The organism is Reichenbachiella ulvae, assembly GCF_025833875.1.
Lineage (GTDB): Bacteria > Bacteroidota > Bacteroidia > Cytophagales > Cyclobacteriaceae > Reichenbachiella > Reichenbachiella ulvae.
Genome location: NZ_JAOYOD010000001.1, coordinates 452,058 through 474,105 on the forward strand (window position 1 = coordinate 452,058; position 22,048 = coordinate 474,105).

The following is a 22,048-nucleotide window of genomic DNA, read 5'->3' on the forward strand; positions in this document are numbered from 1 at the left end:
TCTTTTTTCGCGTTACATTATAAAATTGTCTTATTTTTAGGCGTAATTTGATTATTCGAACACGTATTCATATCAGCTTTGAGTAGAGAAAGAAACATGAAAAACCGCCTGAATCCGTCATTTGTCTGGATGCTGATGGTTTTCCTTTGGCTTTTCGGCTATGAATCAAATGCTCAGGTTCAGAACTATTCGGAATACAATTGGCTTTTTGGGAATTCCAATGGAATGATCACCTTCAATAAGTCAGACGCACGGGCTCAGTTGGATGATTTTATGACCACTCCTTTTGGAATCGGAGGGGGAGCAGTCATTTCGGATCCAGTGACAGGAGATCTTTTGTTCTATACTGATGGCGAAAGAATCTATGATGCCAATCACGCTACGCTACCAGGTAATCCACTACTCAACGGTAATCCCTCGATCAATCGATCTGCAGTTGTTTTTCCATTGCCATACTCTACTGGACAGTATTATATTTTTACCAATTCGGGAAGTGCAGGGGTCAATGAGATTCAATATAGTATTGTAGATCGCACTTTGCCCGGAAATGCGGCAGGTGGAGAACCAGCTTTGGGAGATATTGTCAGTACTAACACCAGTACGGGTCTGACCGATCCCGCGGAGGGTATGATTATGATCCGGCAGAATATTGATAACTACTGGTTGATCACGCAGGATCGAAATACCTATGATTATCGCGTTACAGCTATTAGTAGTACTACAGGGGTTGGAGCGACTACCAATTTCAATTTTGATACAGCTACTGATCCGGCATACGAAACTGCCAGTTTTGCCTATGATGCAGTCAATGGACGAATAGCTGTGGCTCCTCGAGATCCAAACAGAAATATTTATATCCTTGATTTTGATGTAGCGACGGGTGTTTTGGCTTTTAATAGAAGCATCCTGAATACTGGAAATGCAGATGCAGCAGGGGAGTCTATCTACGATGTAGAGTGGTCTGCCTCAGGAAATCAGTTGTATTTTACTCGATTTGGAGATGCAGGAGAGTTTGGGGATTTGTATCAATTTGATTTCAATGATCCGGTCGCTACGGTTAATTCCATTCTCTTTCAACCTGTATTTAGAAGCTACGGAATCCAAAGAGGACCAGATCAGAATATTTATCACTTGTATCAACAGTCTAGTGGGGATGCTTTTGAGATCGGTGTGATTACAGAGGCTGATAGTACCTATCATGAAGATAGTTTGGCCTTCAATGTAGGTTATGATAGCCTGGCCTTTACACCAAGCAATATAAATGGTCGTCAATTCCCAGCCTTTGCTGGTGAGCATTTCGAAGAGTTTGATTCAGTAGGCTTTGTCTATTATGATACTTGTACGACTCAAAAGACCAAGTTTATGTCTGTGGTTGAGCCGACTCCCGAAAGTTATGTTTGGGACATGGGCGGAGATACGACGCTGACAGGTCCATCACCAGTACATGTATTTAGCGGAGCAGGGACCTATCCCGTTACCCTCACCGTGACCCTCAATGGGGTTGAAGAAACCTATACGCAAAATGTTACTATTAACGAATTGGACCTGATCATTGATCTAGGGATGGATACGGTAAGATGTCCTGGAGAGGTGTTTACCTACGATGCAGGAGATGGGGCACTGAGCTACGCCTGGAATACGGGTGAAACAACCCAAACCATAGAGGTAGATACGACGGGCACTTTTTCTGTGGCTATCGAGACTCCAGCTGGCTGTATGAATTACGGCTATGTTCAGGTGGTAACCTACGAGGATCAGTCTCAGTTCAGAAACCAATGGTACTTTGGTGAGCAGGCAGGTATTGATTTTAATGACCCTGCAGGTACGGTGGCCATCACCGACGACAACCAGATCAATTCCCCACAGGCGGCTTCTTCGGTGTCTGATCTCAATGGGGATTTGTTGTTTTATACAGATGGAGAGACGGTTTGGAATCGGGAACATAATGTGATGCCCAATGGAACCAATATTGGCGGGGACAACACCTCCATGCAAGGAGCCATGATAGTACCACTGCCGCAGGATACGACGACCTATTATATTTTTACTACTGATCCTGTCTATGGAGACAATACCTTCAATATGAGGTATTCGGTGGTGGATATGAAACTGGACTTGATGCGGGGTGCTGTAGTGCAAAAGAATTTACCTTTCTATACCAATAGCTCTGAGCGAATGACCGCTTTAGGAGTTGGCCAGGGTTTTACTTATCTGATTACCCACGAGTATGGAAACAACCAGTTCAAATCCTATCCAATCTCTGTGTCGGGTATTGGTGAGCCCCTGACCTCTGCTGCGGGTAGCGTACTCCGGTGGGATGAGGAAAAAATGGGAACGGCGGAGCTTCAAATTGCTCAGGCGGGTCAGTATATCGCCATGGCCATTCAGGAGACCACCGAAAATTACGTCGAGCTTTTTGAAATCGATAGTTTGACTGGGGGTATTTCTCAGGTTGCTAAGATCAATATTCAAGAACCTGCTCCTGCACTGGTTTATGGAGTCGAGTTTTCTGCCGGAGCTGAAAAATTATATATCAGTACGAATTCTAATGGATCCAAATTGCTTCAGTACGATTTGGATAGTATTCAGGCACCAACTGCGGAAGCAGATATTGAAGCGACGAAATTTGAATTAGGTTCTAGTGCCAGCTTACAATATGGCGCTTTACAGACTGGTGCGGACGGAATCATCTACATGGCTGTCGATGGACAAGGTACACTTGCTACAATCAATAATCCATCTGGAGACGATGCATCGGCAGGTTTTGTGGAGGATGGTTTTGATTTGGCAGGCAGAACCAGCCGTTTAGGACTTCCCAATTTTGCCCAGTCAGTTCCATTGCCTTTGATGAATCCCGGAGCAGTTATTACCAATGCTTGTTTGGGTCAGGAGGCTGAATTTGATGGTTCAGGAACCTCTATCATTGATACCTATCTCTGGACCTTTGATGATGGAACATTTGCTGATGTAGAAGACACTACCCACGTTTATAACCTGCCAGGCACCTACAATACGTCATTGAGAATTATGAATCGATGTGGTTTGGATACGACCTTTTTACAGCCGGTCGATGTTTACGCAATTCCAACCGCACCTACTGTATTGGATGCAGTGACACTATGTAATGGTCCTGTGACCTTGGAGGCCTGGCCTACGGACACCGCAGCTTTTAGCTATACATGGTCAACAGGGGATACTACGAGACAAATTACCGTTTCACAAGCTAGCCTGATCAGTGTGTTTATCACCGATACGACCGGTTGTCAATCTGAGCCTAGAGAATCATTTGTGGATGACACCAGCCCAATTGTCAATTTGGGGCCTGATCAGTTTATCTGCCAGGATGTGCCTTTCGGTCCTTTGGATGCCCAGAATCCCGGGTCGCAGTTTACATGGACCCTAGATGGTACCGATACAGGAAATAATCTGGCTCAGCAGACGGTGGATACCTCTGTGCCGGGTACCTATGTGTATGAGGTGGAAGTAGTGGATATTTTCGACTGTCGAACAGTGGATGAAATTGAATTGACCGTTCAAAACTTCCCGAACTATACCTTTACCACAACACCAACTACTGGCTGTGGAGCTACGGATGGAGCCATCAATATTGACATTACCGATGCGGGTAGCTTTACCTATGCACTAGCAGGCCCAGTGAGTCTGTTGACTACACCTATTACCGGACCTTCAGGCGATACGCAGTTGTCGAACGCTTTGAGCGGTGGTGCTTATGTGATCAATGTGACCAATACAGTTACTGGCTGTGCTAATAACCAGCAGGCTAATGTGATTGATGGAGGAACTTTTACTTTGGATGTAGTTCCTGTTCCGGGTTGTCCTGGAGATGGAGAGCTGCAGGTGACGGTCAATGCGCCGATTTCGACTGCAGTAGATTATGATTTGCTGGATCAGGTAGGTAATGTGATTTTCTCCTCTACTGCTACTTTGGACGCTTCCAATCAGTTTAGTATTACGAGTCTCGATTCAGGAACTTATAATCTCGTCGTTCAGGGAATGGATGCCTTGGGTAATGTGTGTACGGGAGCATTAAATGATATTGTTCTAAGTGGAAACGATTTAGCGGACTTTACGGTAGCGCCACAGTTTATTTGTGGAGATGAAGGTCAGATCGGAATACTTCCAATCACTGTCAATGCGGCTGATCCGATACTTTATACCTGGTCTGGTTCGGATATCATTGGTTCAGCGCAAGGAGATTCTATCGTAGTAGGTTCTGGTGGTACCTATACGGTGACCTCTTCGGGCACAGGTTACTGCGACTATACGCAGACCGTGAGAGTTACCCAAAATGCACTCCCACAAATAGCCATTGATGTACAAGGGAATGAATGCGACGGTAGTTTGACGTTGGTTGCTGATGTGACCAATCCTCTGGTAGGCAATGCCGCTTACCGATGGGACAATGGAAACCTCACCGCACAAAGGGCGGTGGTCAGCTCTGGAACTTATGAATTGTCTGTATTAGATCAGGGCTCAGGGTGTGTCAATACCGTTTCGACGGATGTGCAAGTCTTTGATGAGCTGACAGTATTCATTGCTTCTGATCCGAATTGTGAAGAAAATGGTGCAGTGAGTTTAAGTGCATTTGCCAATATCACAGAGGATGTGACTTTTACCTGGACAGATTTGAATGGTGATGTGATCACCACATCTGGCGCTGAAATAGATATTACCGAAAGCGGAAATTACTCTGTCAATGTGGCTTCTGATCTGAGCTCCTGTCAGGCTGATGCCAGTATTGACATTGCAGTGATTCCGATCGATGAAGATCAATTGATTTTGCCTCAGAATGAGTCTTTCTGTAGTCAGGATCCAGACCCAACTAATAGTCAGGTGGATTTGGATGCAGGCTTTTTTACTTCCTATTCATGGAATATCGTGAATGATACGGAGGTATTGGGAACGGATCGAATCTACACCGCTACCACTCCTGGTGTCTATGAGGTGACTTTGGGCAATGGTTTTACCTGTATCACGGATATTGTTGAGGTTTTTGACAATTGTGCACCGATTATCAATGCGCCGAATGCTTTTGCACCCAATGGAGTCAACAATACTTTCTTTGTATATCCGAACGACTATGTGACTAATTTCGAAATTAAGATTTATTCTCGATGGGGAGAATTGGTTTATTATTCTACAGATTTGGAGTTCAGGTGGGATGGATACTATAGAGGTCAATTACTGCCTCAAGGGACATTTGCTTATGTCATGACTTTCGAAAGTTCCCTTCAGCCGGAGAGAGGAAGAATTCAACAAAGAGGTGGAGTTCTTTTGCTACGTTAATCTCCTATTTTTCAGTTTTTTATAATTTTGGCACGGAAATGGAAATAACAGTCCTGAAACAACTTAAAGTTTACATGGAAAAGTATTTTTCAAAGACTGTATTGTGGATTTTTGTTTTGATGTTATCGGCTTCTTTTCAGCCTGCTGAATTGAAATTCTTGCCGACCAAACTAAAAATCACAGTGTTAAATGAGTTAGGGAACCCAGTTCCAGGAACTGCGGTGACCTTGTTTTCTACCAAAGAAGATTATCGAGCAGAGACCAACCGTGTGGTACCAACAGATACCACCGATGCAGAGGGTAAGGTTACTTTCAAGGGCTTAGATCCTAAGCCTTATTATGTGCATGCCATCAAAGAGGATAAAAGTAACATAGGGGCGGGTGTATTGACTTCACCGCTTCAGGAAGGAAGAATCAATAAAGTAAATACGATCATTGAATAGAGCAGAGTTAATATCACAGATTGAGAATTATCAATCCGAACATGCGGAAGAAATGGAAATGAAAGGGAGGTTTTTGGACCTCCTTTTGATTGAAAACTGTTTTGAACGTAGTTTGGCGATTGGGCATATCACGGCTTCTGCCTGGGTAGTAAACCCTGCTGGCGATGAGGTGCTTTTGCTGCACCATCGAAAACTGGATCGATGGCTCCAGCCGGGTGGGCATGCCGATGGCGATGAGGATGTGATTCGTGTGGCACAAAAGGAACTGGAAGAAGAAACCGGTCTGGAGGATGTGATTCTCCTGCAAGAAGGGATATTTGATCTCGATATTCATAGCATCCCAGCTCGCAAATCCGATCCAGAACACGAGCATTTTGATATTCGATTCGCGTTTGTAGCCAAATACCCCGATCGTATCAAAAAAAACGAGGAGTCACACGACCTGGCCTGGATTCCTTTGGACCAATTGGAATCTTACGTCGGAGGAGAGAGATCTATCTTGCGCATGCGGGACAAAATGTTTGCCTAAGCAAAGTCCTTTTTTCCTGCATTGGGATTGAAATACCTACCATTTAGCGAAATTAATTTGAGACCTGTTCCTGGGGTTTTACTTTGATTGTGAATAGTAGAATTCGGAGAATTCTACCTCACATCAATCGTAAAAACCAGTATGTTTAAGTTTTCGCAAATCCTCAGTGTATTATTTCTGTTCACCATTTGGTCCATCCAGGCCCAACACCCCCATCCCCAACATTACCTTGCTCTAAGTGCTAATGAAACCATCAATATAGACGGATCGATTGATGAACCTGATTGGCAAAGAGTCGAATGGAGTGCTGATTTTGTGGATATAGAAGGGGAAGCAAAACCAGCTCCGCTCTATAGAACCCGAATGAAAATGCTATGGGATGAAGATTACCTCTACATAGCTGCGGAGATGGAGGAACCTCATCTTTGGGCAACCTATGATCAAAAGGACATGATCATTTTTCATGAAAATGATTTTGAGGTATTTATCGATCCTGATGGAGATACCCATCAATACTACGAACTGGAGGTCAATGCATTGGGGACAGATTGGGATCTGATGCTGGTCAAACCTTACAGAGATGGCGGCCCTGCTGTCGATGCATGGGATATTCAAGGTCTGAAAAAAGGGATCGTTCTAAATGGAACACTCAATGATCCAGGCGATACGGATGAAGGGTGGACTCTGGAGTTGGCACTGCCGTGGGCGGTGCTAGAGGAGGCTGCCATCGATGGTCAAAGACCTGCCGTTGGCGATCACTGGCGAATCAACTTCTCTCGCGTCAATTGGCGTACCGAAGCAGTGAATGGGGAATACCAGAAACAGGTTAATCCTCAAACTGGAAAGCCATATCCTGAATACAACTGGGTATGGTCTCCTCAGGGAGTCATCGCCATGCATCAGCCTGAGACCTGGGGCTATGTCAGTTTTGTGAATCAAAAGGAAGAAGCAAGCGTGCCCAAAGATTTTGAGATCCTAATGGAACTACGCGCCATCTATCAAGCGCAGAAAAACTACTACCAACAGAAAGGCCGATACAGTGATGATTTGAATCAACTCGGCCTAACCCAAACGTATCAATCAATTTCAATTTCTTTCACTCCGTCCAGCTTTGAAGCCATCATTGACGATCCTGCCTTAGGGACCTGGCATATCAACAGTGAGGGACGGACCTGGAAGTCAACTCAAAAAGAAGCGAAGAATGGATAAAAGAAAGTTTATCAAGCAATTGGCGAAGGGTACAGTTGGATTGGCTAGTTCGTCCTGGCTGATCGAAGCGTGTATGCCTGCAAGTAAGCAAGTATCAGAATCACCGGTAGATGCAGATTTGAAAAACTGGTCGTGGGCGACTCCTAATCACGAGTGGAAACTAGATGATTGGAAAAAGAGACTCACACAAGCCAAAGAATCAGGGATAGACGCCATCCTGTTAGAAGTGTACAACGGAGATCATGCGTACTTCGATACCGATCGTTTGGATGTAGAGGAAGATCTGCTTGGACAGGTGTTGCCGATATGTCAGGATTTGGGATTGGAATTTCATGCCTGGATGTGGACCATGCCTTGTAACAATAAGAAAATCGTAAGCGAGCATCCGGATTGGTATGCGGTCAATGGATTAGGTCAGTCTGCCGCGACTCATCCGGCCTATGTGGATTACTACAAGTTTTTAGATCCCTGTAATCCCGAAGCGCAGAATTTTATCAGAGAGAATGTCCATTCACTGGCTCAAATCAAGGAGATCGATGGGGTGCATCTGGACTATGTTCGATTGCCTGATGTGATCCTGGCTGAAGCCTTGCAACCTAAGTACAACATCGTCCAGGACCGAGAGTATCCTGAGTATGATTACAGTTATTCTGAGATTTGTAGACAAAGTTTCAAAGAGCAAACAGGAATTGATCCACTGACTGATCTGGAGGATCCTTCTGCCCATTCAGAGTGGAGACAGTTTCGTTATGACAGTGTTTCGAATCTTGTGAATGGGATTTTACTTCCAGAAGCGAAAAAGTTTGATAAGAAGGTCACAGCAGCCGTATTCCCTAACTGGAAGAATGTACGACAGGAGTGGCATACCTGGGATCTGGATGCGTTTCTGCCCATGCTTTATCACAATTTCTACAATAAAGACATTGATTTTGTCCGTCATCATGTGGAAGCCGCCCTCGGTAGAATGGAGAAAAAGAAGCCCGTTTATGGCGGTGTATTTGTTCCTTCCCTTAGTCCAGAAGAGTTGGCTAAGACCTATGAGCTCTCGATACAGGGAGGAGGTAAAGGGATTTCCACCTTTGCTTTGGGTAGCATGACGGATGATCACTTCGCTGCTCTGAAGAAGGTGGTGAAGGCTTCAAAATCGTAGTTGCAGACTGCAGAGTTCTCTGTGCATAGCTCCGAGCGCTTCGTGCAGACCTAGGAGATGTTTATGCAGACAATTGTGACGACTGTGCAAACGTTGGAGATGACTGAGCAGACTGTCGAGGGCTTTATGCAGACTGATGAGTGTTGTATGCAAAGGAATGAGCGCTTTGTGCAGAGGTCGGAGGGGACTATGCAAGGCTCCGAGAGGTATATGCAGATTGTTGACGGGGTCTATTCAGTGAACTGTGTCATTGTTAATTAATATCTAATGGGGCTATTCAGTGAACTGTGTCATTGTTAATTAATATCTAATCTATCTTGATAAATAATAGCTAATTGAGCGAAAGCCTCTTTCCAATTACCTATAGGCTTACTCCATTTTTCTGAGACCCTTTGTGTGACCAAATATAGTAATTTCAAAAGGGCATTAAGGATAGAGTTGCGAATCGAACCGATATCGCAACTCTATTTTTTTTATATCACTCTCTGTAGTGCAGCTCCCTGATTTCTTTTTGATTCATCAGATCCAAAATATCCCCAGAACTGAGCTATCCCCCATAAAAGTTCGGGAATTAAGAAGAAGTAAATGACTGGAGTGGCCTGGTACAGGAATAAATAGTACATCATGAGCGAGGCAAAGAACATTCGACAAATCGCATCATAGAGTCCCATGACAGCATGGGAGTGTCGGATCCTAATGACGGACCAAATAATCACCAGAGACCCTAATAGGTTGGTGAAAATGAAGTGGAAGGGTTCGAATGTAGGGACATATCCTCCCAGGTTCATGGATTGGTCAATTTGAGCCATTAGTTCTACCGTCAACTTGGCGGTAAATGGAAGAGCGAATGGAGCGGTGACAATCAAATCGTACCACGCACTGGCTTTTACTAGTTGGATGTATTTCATGATTCTTTTTTTTGACAAAAGAACCTGATGCAGGGAAGCTTTCCCTTGACAAATGTTAAGAAATGCTGAGCTCGCGCCGAATCCTGCTGAGCGATTCAGGAGCCATTCCCAGGAAACTCGCAATCATGTGTTGGGGGAGGGACTGCACGATTTTACTTGGGTAGCTGGCTATAAAGTGTTCGTACTTTTCTCTACCCGTACGTGTTTGCATCAAGTGGGTGCGTTCGATCACGCAGAGGTAAGTTTGTTCCGCAAGATAGCGCCCCAGCTTTTCGAACCGAGGAAATCTATCATAGCAGTCTTGTAAAGCCTGGTGGCTGAGTGAATACAGCTGGCAATCCTCCATTGCTTCCACGTTTTCTGCAGATGCCGTCTGGGAGATGAAGCTCGCATATGCGGAAATGAACTGCCCATCGCAGGCAAAGTAGGTGTTCACTTCCTTGCCATTTAGGTAGTGATAGCTGCGCAGCAATCCCTGATCTATGAAAACAATCTGTCGGGCGATTTGCCCCGTCTTCACAAGAAATTGTTTGGCAGATAGCTGCTGTTGTTTGAGATGTGAACTGAAGTAATCCCACTCATCCGGTGTGATGTCCAGTACTTCTCTCAGTATTTTCCGGATGGCCTCCAATTAGCTTTTCTTCACGTACTGTGTCAAGATAACGATCTGCTGGCCGTTGACTTTGCCTTCGATGTAGGTGGCATTGTCTGGATCTAGTGTAATGTTACGAACAGCTGTGCCGCGCTTGGCGGTGAAGTTGGCCCCTTTCACATTCAGGTCCTTGATCAGTACCACAGAGTCTCCAGCTGATAGCTGAGCGCCGTTGCTGTCGACGTGTTTGATGGCTTCTCCGTCGGACATGCCAGATTTAGCCCAGGCTTCCGTTTCTTCGTCGAGGAAGAGCATGTCAATTAGGTTTTGTGCCCATCCCTCGTTGTTCAATTGGCGGAGCATGCGCCAGGCCAGCACCTGTACTGCAGGAACTTCACTCCACATGCTTTCATTGAGGCAGTGCCAGTGATTGGGGTCGATCTTCTCTGGATTGTCAATTTGCTCGATGCAGATGGTGCAGAGATAAGCATTTTCAGAAATGTCCTGACCGGATTTTGGAGATACTACATAGGTCTGCAAGTCTATGGGCGCGCTACATAGTTCACACTTGGATCCGCTTCTTTCTTCTAATGCTTCTTTCATGTCTGTTATATTAAATGGGCAGCAAAGATATCAGTTTCAATAGCGATTTGAAATGACATGAAAGAATTAAGGCTGCTAGCTACTCCAAAACTTCAGCATCCACATACATGCGATAGCCATGGGGAGGACGTGTCCATTCCTTCTTCTTATCCGTCCGATAGTAGCTTTTTCCTCCACGCAAAGGTTGGTTCGTGACATTGTGCAAAATACCATTGGCTATTAGCAAAGAGCTAAAAGCCAATGGCTAGTATGCTTATTTGAACTCCTTGAACACAGCGATTCCGTTGTGCCCACCGAAACCAAAGGTGTTGCTCATGGCTACTTTGATTTCCTTTTCCTTTGCCTCTTTGATCACAATATCTAAATCATCTCCGATCTCCGGATCGATGCTATCGGTATTGATCGTAGGAGGTACGATGTTGTTTCTGATGGCCTGAATGCTCAAAATCGCTTCGACTACCCCAGCGGCTCCTAATAAGTGGCCTGTCATGGATTTGGTTCCGCTGATGGAAGCATTGTTGGTATGACCATCCATCAACCTGCGAATGGCAGCAGGCTCGCTGATGTCACCGACCGGAGTAGAGGTAGAGTGAGTGTTGATATAGTCTACTTCCGATGGGTTGATTTTTCCTTCATTGAGTGCCAACTGCATGGCCTTGTAGGCACCCAGTCCTTCTGGATGGGTAGCAGTCATATGGTAGGCATCGTTGGTCATAGACGAGCCAGCCAGCTCAGCATAGATGTGCGCTCCGCGTGCTTTGGCATGTTCATAATCTTCCAATACCAGCGCACCGCCACCTTCGCCCATCACGAACCCGTCCCGGTCTGGATCGTAAGGACGAGAAGCCGTTGCTGGAGAGTCGTTTCTAGTAGAAAGTGCCTTCATGGCAGAGAATCCACCAATTGAAGCTTCAGTCACACCTGCTTCTGACCCTCCTGTAATGATGATTTTAGCTTTGCCCAACTTGATGTAATTGAAGGCGTCCATGATAGACGTATTGGAGGTCGCACAGGCGGACACTGCTGAGTAATTGATGCCCATATAACCGTACTTAAGTGCGATCATACCACCTGCCATATTGGATAGCATCTTTGGGATCAGAAAAGGATTGAATCGTGGGTCATAATCTCTGGCCGTATAGCTTTGAACTTCCTTTTCCAGGGTTTCGAGTCCTCCCTGACCGGTACCCCAGATCACGCCTACATCGAAAGGATCCATCTTGTCAAATTCGAATCCTGAATCTTCGATGGCTTGTGCAGCTACGTCGATTCCATATTGGGCATATAGGTCGGTTCTTTTGATTTCGTTTCTGTCTAGTCTCAACTTAGGATCAAAGCCCTTTACCTCGCATGCGAATTGGGTTTTGAATTTTTCGGGATTGAAATGGGTGATGCGTCCTGCACCACTTGTGCCTTTTACTGCGTTTTCCCAAAAGGTTTTGACATCATTTCCTAGGGGCGTGACGGCACCCATTCCTGTTACAACTACTCTTCTCTCTGACATGTGCTATTTGTTTAGGGCCGATGCTTTGATGTTCAGCGGTTCGCATTCTGGCCTTTCCAAAATTTCGGCTGCAAACATAGTGTCTTTTGAAGTTAATGGTTAATGGGAGATTGACTAATTAGTAGAGACAACAAGTCATTCCATCTTTTCATCTTCTTTTTACTTTATGATCCCTCGGTAATTTTCCTAAAAGTTTGAGATTTTGAGGTAAAGCCTGTGTTTGACGGCTAGGCTTGCTAGATTTGCGGCTTGTTTTTAGCAAACGCACACAAATAAGATGATGAATTTGATCAAAAAATTAACTCACAACCCAAAAAATGATATTCTTTCTGGGATCACCGTAGCGCTCGCGCTGGTACCTGAGGCAGTGGCATTCGCCTTTGTAGCAGGGATAGATCCGCTGATAGGACTCTATGGGGCATTTATGGTCGGACTGGTTACAGCTCTTTTCGGTGGTAGACCAGGTATGATCTCAGGAGCGACTGGCGCTCTCGCGGTAGTGATGGTTTCGCTGGTCAAAGAAGGTAATGAAATGATGCCGGGCGTAGAAAATGCCGGTGTTCAGTACCTATTTGCAACACTTATTGTGATGGGCTTACTGCAGATTTTAGCAGGGGTGTTCAAGCTCGGTAAGTTCGTGCGTTTGATTCCTCATCCTGTGATGCTTGGATTCGTCAATGGTCTGGCGATCGTGATTTTTCTCTCTCAGTTAGGGATGTTCAAGAGCGGAGGAGAGTGGTTGGAAATGTCTGATCTCATGGTAATGCTCGGTTTGGTGGCACTGACCATGGCGATCATGTACGGATTACCAAAACTAACGGACAAGATTCCTTCAGGACTGGCAGCCATTCTTGTGGTTTCGTTGATCGTAATTTTTGGAGGTATAGATACAGCTACAGTTCAGTCTTTTGTACAGGCGAGCGGTGGAGAAGGAATAGAAGGTGGTCTGCCTTCTTTCATGGTTCCACAGATACCCTTGACCTGGGCAACCTTGAAATTTATCTTTCCTTATGCGGCGATCCTGGCGGCAATTGGGTTGATTGAGTCTCTGATGACTCTGACGCTCGTAGACGAGATCACAGAGACCCGTGGCAGCAGTAATCGTGAGTGTGTGGCTCAGGGTGGTGCCAATATCCTCAATGGCTTCTTTGGAGGTATGGGGGGCTGTGCGATGATCGGTCAGTCCATGATCAATGTCAATTCTGGCGGTAGAGGTCGATTGTCTGGTATCGTTGCAGCACTGATGTTGTTGTCGTTTATTTTATTCCTTTCTCCCTACATCGAGCAGATTCCTATTGCTGCATTGGTAGGGGTAATGTTTATGGTTGTGATCGGAACTTTTGCCTGGTCCAGTTTCCGTATCATGCACAAGATTCCTTTTGCAGATGCATTTGTTTTGGTGCTGGTATCGGGTGTGACTGTGGTTTTTGACCTTGCCATAGCCGTGATCTGTGGGGTGATTGTATCTGCTTTGGTGTTTGCCTGGCAAAATGCCACTAAGATCCGTGCTCGTAAGACTATGAAAGAGGATGGAACGAAGGTGTACGAAATTTGGGGACCTTTATTTTTTGGTTCGGTGACAGCTTTTAATTCTAAATTCACCTTGAAAGAAGATCCAGATCAAGTAGAGATTGATTTTATCGATTCGAAAGTGTCTGACCACTCAGGCGTAGAGGCTATCCGTAGCATTGTGAATAAGTATGAAGAAGCTGGGAAAACGGTAAAGTTGAAACACTTGAGTTCTGACTGCAAGAGCATCTTGATGAAAGCGAATCCTAAGTTTGATGAAATCATCCTGACGGATATAGATGATCCAAGATATTATGTAATGTCAGATATGGCAGTTCATGACGCTGAATAAGAGATAAAGTATTGAAATCGAAAAAGGGGTGTGACTGTTTGGTTACACCCCTTTTTTATGCAATGATAGAATCCGCTATGATCAATATTTTTAGTTGTAATGGTGCCTGGGCACTTACATTTTTACTGAACTAATTAATATAGAAGAAATTGTTATGGAGTTAATTGAGATAGGCTCAGGAGCCAGACTTACTCAATCTCCCTCTTCTCCATGATGATTTTTTCTTCCTCCTCACTAAGGCCTAATTCGTCTATAATTAGGTTAAGAGTCGGGCGACTGAGGGATAGAAGGATCATAGAGGCTACATAAGCCATGATGAATAGTCCACTACCCGTTAGATAAAGCATCATAGTGCATACGGCACCTATACCTGTATATATAGCAAACCTGCGAGAGAGAAGCTGCTGAAAGGCGTCTAATTTGTTTCGCAAGCCTTCCACTGATTTGGCTGCCTTTTTATCTTCTTTAAAGTTCTGCTGCGATCGCCACATGATCCATCCCAGCGCGATGACCACTGGCAATGAGATTACCCAATGTTTCCATTCGTCAATGGGCATGGAGACCAAATCGCCGCTGTGTTTCTCGAGGACCAAATAGCCAAAGGGTAGGAGTGTGATAGCCACACTGAGGTTGAAGAGCGTATATATCTTGTTATAGTACTCTTCTCCGTTTTTGTATTTTTTTTTTGCCAAGGTTTAATTTTCGTCTTGGTTTCTGATTTTGTCCAGTTGTTCGAGTTCTTTGCGAATCTCAACCATTCGGTCAGGGTAGTCAGTGATGATTCCATCCACGCCCATGTTCAGCATTTTGATCATGTCTTCACGTTCGTTGACTACATAGGTAAACACCTTGTATCCTCTGGCCTTGAACCTGAATAATCTACGCTGAGACAGGGTGGTATAGTGTGGATTGATCGTGCTGTAAAACTCATGCTTTTCGCGGTGATCGGTGAAACTTTTGGCATTGATATAGAAGGCCAGTAGATGCGTTTCATCTTCACCCATCATGATTTTTTTGAGTTGTACAGTAGAGTCAGCTTCATAGGCCTCTTCCAGATATGCTTCGTCATAGGCTTGAACGATGGCCCAATCCTTGGCCTCATATTCATCGATTATCTCAATGACTCGTTTGGCAAACCCTTCATAGAATTCATGTCCCTTAGATTTGATATCAATCACACACTCCATTTTGCCATGGATCAGCTCGAGGGTTTCTTGTAGGGTGGGTACTTTTTCACCTCTATACTGTTCGTGATCTCCAAACCAGGAGCCTGCATCCAGCTGCTTGATTTCCTCCAATGTGAATTTGTGGATTTTGCCAGTGCCATTGGTGGTACGGTCCACGTCTTCGTCGTGAAAAACTACTACTTCTCCATCTTTGGTATAGTGTACATCGATTTCCACCATGTCCGCTCCCATATCCATGGCTTTTTGAAAAGCAGCCAGGGTATTTTCTGGAGCCACTCCAGAGGCACCTTTGTGTCCCACGATTTTAAAGTTCCTTTTTTTGATATCCTCTATGTCATCACTCACGATATATCTCTGGTAAAACCAAGGTTCGTAAAGCCACATCAGGGCGAGGAATAACATCATTGGGAGGGCATACCAGATAAAGTTGCGACTATTCATATGTTGCTTCTATGGATGAAAATTTTCGGCTTAAAAATACAACAACAATGCTAACATAAAAAATGCGGTTTGCATGTTGAACGACAGTCTGTTTTAGGGCGGTTTTATTAATTTACCGGTCGTCTAAAAACTGACTTTCGATTAACATCCGCAAAAATGATAAAAACGTGTCGGGCTTTCACTTCAGCTGTTGGGATTTTTTTGTTCATCTTGGTCTTTTCTTGCACTGCTCCCGAAACGCAAGAGGAAGTAAGCATAGAAGCACCTCATGCCATTGGGAGCAAAGAAAATCCTCAGGCTCGATTGGAATTTGAGATGATGCAGCTGGTAGATCCTGCCACAGGTAGATTGCCTATCAATATCAACCATGATCAATTGGCCTATGCAGCCAGGATGCAATCAGAGCAGCCTCAGGCTCGTCGACTGACTCAGGACTGGAATGCCAAGGGGCCAGCCAATGTAGGAGGTAGAACCAGAGCATTGGCAGTCGATGTGACCGATGAAGATGTTTTGCTGGCAGGAGGTGTATCGGGAGGCATGTACCGATCTACAGATCAGGGCAATTCCTGGACAAGGACTACCCATCCTTCCATATTAAATAGCATCAGTTGTATAACACAAGACAAAAGACCCGGTCATGAAAACGTTTGGTACTATGGCACAGGAGAGTTGCGAGGCAATTCGCCGAGAGCCACAGGTGCACCCTATAGGGGAGATGGGATATACAAATCTACAGATGGTGGGTTGTCATGGGATATCCTTCCTTCTACGAGCAATAACAGACTGACAGATTTTGAAAGCCCTTTCAATTATGTCTGGAGCATAGAGGTAGATCCCAATGGTGTGATCTATGCTGCACTCTATGGATGCGTGGTGAAGTCAGAAGATGATGGAGTGAGCTGGGAGGTAGTTTTGGGGCCGGATTTACTGAATCCACAAAGTCTGGACCCACCAATCACCGACCTGAATGATTCTGAAGCCCCCTTTTATACCAGTTTGCTTCAGACCCCATCGGGTACATTATACGCAGCCTTAAGTGCGTTTACTTCTCTGGGCTATCGGCAGGCATATGCAGGCATCTACCAAAGAGAGTCCCCTAACAACTGGGTTGATATAACTCCCACCCAATGGTCAGATGGACATGATCGTACTGTTATGGCCTATGCACCTACGGATGAGGAGGTCATTTACACTTTGAGTGATGGAAGAGATCTGGAGCTGTGGAAACGAAAAAATAACCTATGGCAGAATCGATCGATGAATTTGCCTGGGCTTCAGGATACTTTGCCTTCCTTAGATACGCAAGAGTCTTACAATATGGTGATCAAGGTTCATCCAGAAAATGAGAACGTGGTTTTCGCTGGAGGGACCAATCTCTATCGGTCATCTGATGGATTTGCTACTTCCAATAATTCTCGATGGATTGGAGGCTATAATCCAGGACCTGAAGAGGGGAATTTGTATCCTGGACATCACCCAGATCAGCATGAACTCGTGTTTCTACCTTCTGATCCGAATACTATGTTTTCGGCCAACGACGGTGGGGTTCGGCTTACCAGAGACAATCTTGCGGATAAGGTCAGCTGGACAGCTAAAAATGAGGGCTATGTCACTTCCCAGTTTTATACAATTGCATTGAGTCAGCAGGAGGGGAGTTTGAAAGCACTGGGTGGCATGCAGGATAATGGCACCTATCTCAAGATTTTGGGTAGTGACAATTCCACCTGGAGGTACCTTTTGGGTGGTGATGGTTCATATGTAGCGACTACTCCCAACGATACCTATTGGTATGCTTCTTTTCAATCGGGGAGTACTTTTCGTCTATCGCTCAACAATAGCAACGAACTGGTTTCATTTGCTGAGGTAGATCCGGTAGGTGGAGAAGGCTATTTGTTCATTAATCCATTTGTTTTAGATCCGAACAACTTCAACCGTATGTATATGGCCGGAGGAAATGTAATATGGAGAAATGACAATCTTTCACAGGTCCCTTCTGGAAAACAACAACCTACGCCGATCAACTGGTCTAAGATTGAAAGTACCGAAAGTGAAGTAGGTGCCGTTTCGGCCATGGCGATTTCCACACGTCCTGGTCATGTGCTCTACTGGGGCACAAGCTATGGAGCGGTTTTTAAGACCATCTATGCCAATACAGATAGCGCAGAGACCTTCTTTCTGTTTCAACATGTGGTAACTGATGAAGGGGGAAATCCATCCAGTGGTTATATCTCCAATGTTTCTGTGAACCCGTCCAATGCAGACCAGGTTTTATTTTCATATGCCAACTACCATTTTCCAAGTTTGTTTTATTCGGAAGATGGTGGGGCGACCTTTACAGATGTAGGGGGCAATCTAGAGGAAAATCCAGATGGCAGTGGGAGCGGTCCTAGTGTTCGTTGGAATCAGATCATACCTTTAGCAGATGGCAGTTCGATGTATTTTACTGCGACCAGTACGGGGTTATACAGTACAAGGGAGCTAAATGGTGCTTCGACTGTTTGGGTCAAGGAGGGAGACGAGACCATTGGTAATTCGGTGATTAGAATGATGGATTATCGCTCTTCTGATGGGACTTTTATTGTAGCTACTCATGGCAATGGGGTGTTTGAGACGACCATAGAAACACCCGAGTCGGTGCTTCCCGAATCTGGAGATGTATCGGGTTTGCAGATTGTCAAGGGGTACCCGAACCCATTTGAGGAAACCATCAAAATTCAATTCAAAATTCCTGAAGAAGATCGTGTGGTTGTTCATGTGTTGAATAGCTCGGGTCAACTAATCAAATCAATTTTGGATTCAAGACAATTTGCTGGCGATGTGCAAGTTAGCTGGGATGGGACTAATGTGGTGGGAGGCCCGGTGGACGATGGCTTGTATTTCTATCGCATCTACTATCAGGGCAAAATGAAATCCGGAAAAATGCTTTATTTCAAAAAATGAATCAATGTGGTAAACCTTTGATGTTTTTCACGTAATAGTATTTTTCATTAACTCAATTCTGATCTATGCCGGCTCGTAATTTCCTTTTGTATGCAGTCCCCGCCCTCATTTGGGGCTCTACCTGGTTTACCATTACTTTCCAGCTGGGCAAGGTAGATCCATTGGTATCCGTCGTTTATCGATATGTGATTGCAGGAGCTGTGATGATGGGTTATTGCTGGTTGAAGGGGCTACCTATGAAATTTGCTCCGAGGCAGCATGCTTTTATGCTAGGACAGGGAGCCTTGCTTTTTGGAATCAACTACTGGATGGCCTATCGAGCGGAAGAATACATTCCAAGTGGATTGATGGCAGTTGCTTTTTCTACCATCGTTTTTGCCAACTCCCTTTTTGGCTATGTTTTTCTGAAACGGCCTATCAACAAGGGGGTCCTTATTGGGGCGGTTTTTGGCTTGAGCGGAACCTTTATCATTTTTAGTAAGCAGTTTTTTGGGATTGGATTGACTGATGAATTCCTCTTCGGAGCTGGTATGGCCATGCTTTCGGTGACTATGGCTTCCCTGGGCAATATCATTTCAGCGCGAAACACCGGCAAAGGTGTACCTGTCATTCAGGCCAATGCATACAGTATGGTCTATGGCTGTATCATTACGGCTTTACTAGGGTTGTTCATGGGGAAGGAATTTACCTTTGAATATACCCAGACTTATGTTCTGTCTCTTTTGTATCTGTCAATTATCGGTTCTGTTGTGGCCTTCGGTTTTTATCTAACTCTGGTAGGGGAGATTGGTGCTGACAAGGCCTCTTATGCGCTGGTGATCATCCCTATTATTTCTATATCTCTGTCTGCAATATTCGAAGGATACCAGTTGACCTGGATGACACTTTTTGGGGTAATTATGATCGTGATGGGAAACCTTTTTGCCTTGCGAAAGAAAAAGCCCATTTCAGTAACAAACTGATCGAATTTAAGAGAATTACGTAGTTTTAAGAATTACTGAAGTCTCGGATAGGAATTCTCCTATTTAATGTCATCAGTGCAAACACGTATTTTTTAGTAGTCGTCCAAAATTGCCTTTTTTGGGCCTTATTTATTCCTTTTTTCATGCTTCCTTTGAATAGACAATGGGTAGGGTATTTCCTGATCTCATCGTTTTAGACCACAAGAACCAAGCTATAAAAGAAGGAAGTGAAGAAGATAATAATAGCAATAAGCCTTGTGCTTAGTTTAGGAGAAGTAGCAACTGCACAGACCTCAGTTGCAGATGGAGATTGGATCGATGGGCCGACTTGGGGAGGAACTTCTCCCGGCTATGCTGGATTAACAAACCCTATTGTGGATTCTTATGTGATCTCCAATAATACCCTAACTTTTTCCACTGTAAATGGTTGCTCTCTATCAGTCTATGATACACTCATTGTTTATGGAAGTGTGTTCTTTGATGTTGGAAGTAATAATGCGGCCATACATGTAGGCGCTAATAACGTTCTTATCATTTTTGGTGATTTAGAAATGGGGAAAAATAATGCTGGAGCCAACGTAGAGACTGGTGGGGTTTTAGTGGTAAAAGGAAGTATCACAGCATCTGGTAATAATGGAGAATTCACTGGAGGAGGTAACATATACACTGATGGAACCACTGCTGGCATGGCCAATAATGGTACAGGAACTGTTGAGACAGTGGCTGACCTAAGTGGTGATGGTTTAACTACTATTGAAGAATTTGTTGCAGGAGGTGGGACCACACCATTGCCAGTGAAATTGCTTCATTTTAATGCGGAGCTAGCAGATTATGAGGTGAATTTGTCATGGGCTACTTCGATAGAAATCAACAATGATTATTTTCAGCTAGAGAGATCGGTTAATGGAAATGATTTTGAAGCCATAGCAAAGATATCCGGGGCTGGTGATTCGAATGAAACTATAGATTATTATTTCACAGATAGAAACGTATCAGCCAATGTGGTTTACTATAGACTGAAACAAGTAGACTTTGATGGGGCCTTCGAATATTTCAATACCGTAAAAGTGCAGATGAATCAGTCTTCATCAGTTCACGTTTATCCATCTTTAGTGAAGGGTGCTAGTTTTCAGGTAGTGTCCGAAGACCTTATGGAGGTTCATATCCTAAACATGAAAGGAGCTGTAATTAGGTCTGCCAAAGCAGATTACCAATCACAGCTCCAGGTCAATGTCAACGACCTTCAAAATGGCATTTATTTCGTCCGAACAATTTCAGGTTTGGGAGAAGTGTCTACCCAAAGAATTCTCATTCAGCGTTAAATTTCATTTTAGTCCGGAGATTTGATCTTCGGTCACGATACCAATGGGTCCTTTGTAGATGCCGCCATGGTATCCTATATCTTTCACCCTTACGGCTATCACATTGTCTCCATTTTTGTCAATGAGACTGGGTGGTATGCGGTATAAGCGTAGTTTATCAAATGACGTACTTTCACCAAATCTGAGTCCGTCATTAGTCATTCCCAGTCGCTTACCGTTCAGATAGGTGATATCAAAGTCATCAATTTTTCCTAATATCAGGTAGTATTGTTTATTAGGGTCGTAAGTAAAATTGACTTTGAAATGTTTGCGGTACCAGGCGATCCCGTCAAATGTACGAAAGCCCTGATCATCCCATTTGGCAGGAACCCAAATTTCATCCCAACCCGAATCGTCATGATTCACCTCGAGTGATTCTTTGTCATCCCATTTTTGAAAACGCCATGGACCTGATAGGTCTTGTTCCAGATTTTCACTGTTGAGACTGGCATATAGCCCGGGGGCATTGCCTACTATTCCGCCATCCAAGGTTTGGTCATAGACACGCACGGCGATTATATTTTCACCATTGAAGTTAATGTTCTCATTAGGAATCAGGTAGTTGCGATGAGCTGTATAAGCTGTTTTGAAATCAGGAGCGAAGCGCCCGCTCTTGCCAACCATACGTCCATTGACATAGCACTCGTCTGCGTCATCGATTTGGCCTAGCAACAAGAAATGAGTTTGCTTTTGATTCAATTTTCTTCCATCGAAACGAATCCGGTACCAGGCTATGCCATCATAGCCATTGAATCCCTGGTTTTCCCATTTGGATGGTACTTTGATCTTTTCCCAATGTTGGTCATTGTATGTCGTAGTGGCCCAATTAAGGTTGTCCCCAATGCTAAATGACCAGCTGCCCTCCAGATCAATCTTTTTAATAAGTTCACTGTTTTCGTAGAGAGGAGAGCTGTTGTAGTTTTCATGCTCATAGTTAAATTCTTCTCTTAGCCAATTCAGAAACCATTCAAAGCCACTATCCTCCTGAGCCTGAAGTCTGAAAATCAGGCCCAAAGAAAACATCAATATGAGTGTGAATCTTTTCATTTGT

General features: G+C 44.4%; 17 protein-coding genes. 9 read left to right on the forward strand and 8 right to left on the reverse strand.

Annotation, left to right across the window (positions count from 1 at the left end; translation table 11 throughout):
• The first annotated feature begins 96 nt into the window (after positions 1-96).
• The 5 genes from N7U62_RS01565 (at position 97) to N7U62_RS01585 (ending at position 8,638) form a co-directional block, all read left to right on the forward strand.
• Complete coding sequence (locus tag N7U62_RS01565; protein WP_264136119.1) at positions 97-5,307, forward strand: PKD domain-containing protein; 5,211 nt, start codon at positions 97-99, stop codon at positions 5,305-5,307.
• A gap of 74 nt (positions 5,308-5,381) precedes the next feature.
• On the forward strand, positions 5,382-5,750 hold the full coding sequence (locus N7U62_RS01570; protein ID WP_264136120.1) for a carboxypeptidase-like regulatory domain-containing protein: 369 nt from the start codon (positions 5,382-5,384) through the stop codon (positions 5,748-5,750).
• The gene (locus N7U62_RS01575; protein WP_264136121.1) at positions 5,743-6,279 is read left to right on the forward strand and encodes an NUDIX hydrolase; all 537 of its coding nucleotides are present in this window, start codon (positions 5,743-5,745) and stop codon (positions 6,277-6,279) included. Before N7U62_RS01570 ends, N7U62_RS01575 begins: the two co-directional genes overlap by 8 nt.
• Positions 6,280-6,420: 141 nt before the next feature.
• Entirely contained in the window at positions 6,421-7,488 is a 1,068-nt protein-coding gene (locus N7U62_RS01580) for a carbohydrate-binding family 9-like protein (RefSeq protein WP_264136122.1), read from the forward strand.
• The gene (locus N7U62_RS01585) at positions 7,481-8,638 is read left to right on the forward strand and encodes a family 10 glycosylhydrolase (protein WP_264136123.1); all 1,158 of its coding nucleotides are present in this window, start codon (positions 7,481-7,483) and stop codon (positions 8,636-8,638) included. Before N7U62_RS01580 ends, N7U62_RS01585 begins: the two co-directional genes overlap by 8 nt.
• 473 nt (positions 8,639-9,111) lie before the next feature.
• Here the strand turns inward: N7U62_RS01585 and N7U62_RS01590 are convergent, their stop codons facing one another.
• From N7U62_RS01590 to fabF, 5 genes are all read right to left on the reverse strand, one after another.
• Positions 9,112-9,546: a hypothetical protein gene (locus N7U62_RS01590; RefSeq protein ID WP_264136124.1), complete on the reverse strand. Its 435-nt coding sequence runs from the start codon at positions 9,544-9,546 to the stop codon at positions 9,112-9,114.
• A 55-nt stretch (positions 9,547-9,601) separates the two neighbouring features.
• Positions 9,602-10,177 carry a Crp/Fnr family transcriptional regulator gene (locus N7U62_RS01595; protein WP_264136125.1) on the reverse strand — a complete coding sequence of 192 codons (576 nt, stop codon included), beginning with the start codon at positions 10,175-10,177 and terminating at the stop codon, positions 9,602-9,604.
• Positions 10,178-10,741, reverse strand: coding sequence for a PhnA domain-containing protein (locus N7U62_RS01600; RefSeq protein WP_264136126.1), 564 nt, complete (start codon positions 10,739-10,741; stop codon positions 10,178-10,180).
• 79 nt (positions 10,742-10,820) lie between these two features.
• Positions 10,821-10,982 carry a hypothetical protein gene (locus N7U62_RS01605; RefSeq protein WP_264136127.1) on the reverse strand — a complete coding sequence of 54 codons (162 nt, stop codon included), beginning with the start codon at positions 10,980-10,982 and terminating at the stop codon, positions 10,821-10,823.
• A gap of 12 nt (positions 10,983-10,994) precedes the next feature.
• Entirely contained in the window at positions 10,995-12,245 is a 1,251-nt protein-coding gene (gene fabF, locus N7U62_RS01610) for a beta-ketoacyl-ACP synthase II (RefSeq protein ID WP_264136128.1), read from the reverse strand.
• 277 nt (positions 12,246-12,522) lie between these two features.
• Here fabF and N7U62_RS01615 point away from each other — a divergent pair, with 277 nt between their 5' ends.
• Positions 12,523-14,106 (forward strand): SulP family inorganic anion transporter, encoded by a 1,584-nt coding sequence (locus N7U62_RS01615; RefSeq protein ID WP_264136129.1) that lies wholly within the window; start codon positions 12,523-12,525, stop codon positions 14,104-14,106.
• A gap of 188 nt (positions 14,107-14,294) precedes the next feature.
• Here N7U62_RS01615 and N7U62_RS01620 read toward each other — a convergent pair whose 3' ends face one another.
• Positions 14,295-14,798 carry a hypothetical protein gene (locus N7U62_RS01620; protein WP_264136130.1) on the reverse strand — a complete coding sequence of 168 codons (504 nt, stop codon included), beginning with the start codon at positions 14,796-14,798 and terminating at the stop codon, positions 14,295-14,297.
• A 3-nt stretch (positions 14,799-14,801) separates the two neighbouring features.
• Positions 14,802-15,734 (reverse strand): glycerophosphodiester phosphodiesterase, encoded by a 933-nt coding sequence (locus N7U62_RS01625; RefSeq protein ID WP_264136131.1) that lies wholly within the window; start codon positions 15,732-15,734, stop codon positions 14,802-14,804.
• Positions 15,735-15,890: 156 nt separating this feature from the next.
• Here N7U62_RS01625 and N7U62_RS01630 point away from each other — a divergent pair, with 156 nt between their 5' ends.
• The 3 genes from N7U62_RS01630 to N7U62_RS01640 all read left to right on the forward strand — a co-directional run bounded on the left by N7U62_RS01630 (position 15,891) and on the right by N7U62_RS01640 (position 20,958).
• Positions 15,891-18,674 (forward strand): FlgD immunoglobulin-like domain containing protein, encoded by a 2,784-nt coding sequence (locus N7U62_RS01630; RefSeq protein ID WP_264136132.1) that lies wholly within the window; start codon positions 15,891-15,893, stop codon positions 18,672-18,674.
• Between the two features lie 65 nt (positions 18,675-18,739).
• Positions 18,740-19,636, forward strand: a complete 897-nt coding sequence (locus N7U62_RS01635) for a DMT family transporter (protein WP_264136133.1) — start codon at positions 18,740-18,742, stop codon at positions 19,634-19,636.
• Positions 19,637-19,863: 227 nt separating this feature from the next.
• Positions 19,864-20,958: a T9SS type A sorting domain-containing protein gene (locus N7U62_RS01640; RefSeq protein ID WP_264136134.1), complete on the forward strand. Its 1,095-nt coding sequence runs from the start codon at positions 19,864-19,866 to the stop codon at positions 20,956-20,958.
• Between the two features lie 3 nt (positions 20,959-20,961).
• On the opposite strand, the gene N7U62_RS01645 is transcribed toward N7U62_RS01640, so the two are convergent.
• Positions 20,962-22,044, reverse strand: a complete 1,083-nt coding sequence (locus N7U62_RS01645) for a beta galactosidase jelly roll domain-containing protein (protein WP_264136135.1) — start codon at positions 22,042-22,044, stop codon at positions 20,962-20,964.
• Positions 22,045-22,048: the final 4 nt, after the last annotated feature.

Coding starts and splice junctions, on each gene's coding strand:
- N7U62_RS01645 (WP_264136135.1), bottom strand. CDS start 22,044: ATGAAAAGATTCACACTCATATTGATGTTTTCTTTGGGCCTGATTTTC.
- N7U62_RS01630 (WP_264136132.1), top strand. CDS start 15,891: ATGATAAAAACGTGTCGGGCTTTCACTTCAGCTGTTGGGATTTTTTTG.
- N7U62_RS01565 (WP_264136119.1), top strand. CDS start 97: ATGAAAAACCGCCTGAATCCGTCATTTGTCTGGATGCTGATGGTTTTC.
- N7U62_RS01590 (WP_264136124.1), bottom strand. CDS start 9,546: ATGAAATACATCCAACTAGTAAAAGCCAGTGCGTGGTACGATTTGATT.
- N7U62_RS01600 (WP_264136126.1), bottom strand. CDS start 10,741: ATGAAAGAAGCATTAGAAGAAAGAAGCGGATCCAAGTGTGAACTATGT.
- fabF (WP_264136128.1), bottom strand. CDS start 12,245: ATGTCAGAGAGAAGAGTAGTTGTAACAGGAATGGGTGCCGTCACGCCC.
- N7U62_RS01570 (WP_264136120.1), top strand. CDS start 5,382: ATGGAAAAGTATTTTTCAAAGACTGTATTGTGGATTTTTGTTTTGATG.
- N7U62_RS01635 (WP_264136133.1), top strand. CDS start 18,740: ATGCCGGCTCGTAATTTCCTTTTGTATGCAGTCCCCGCCCTCATTTGG.
- N7U62_RS01615 (WP_264136129.1), top strand. CDS start 12,523: ATGATGAATTTGATCAAAAAATTAACTCACAACCCAAAAAATGATATT.
- N7U62_RS01585 (WP_264136123.1), top strand. CDS start 7,481: ATGGATAAAAGAAAGTTTATCAAGCAATTGGCGAAGGGTACAGTTGGA.
- N7U62_RS01580 (WP_264136122.1), top strand. CDS start 6,421: ATGTTTAAGTTTTCGCAAATCCTCAGTGTATTATTTCTGTTCACCATT.
- N7U62_RS01625 (WP_264136131.1), bottom strand. CDS start 15,734: ATGAATAGTCGCAACTTTATCTGGTATGCCCTCCCAATGATGTTATTC.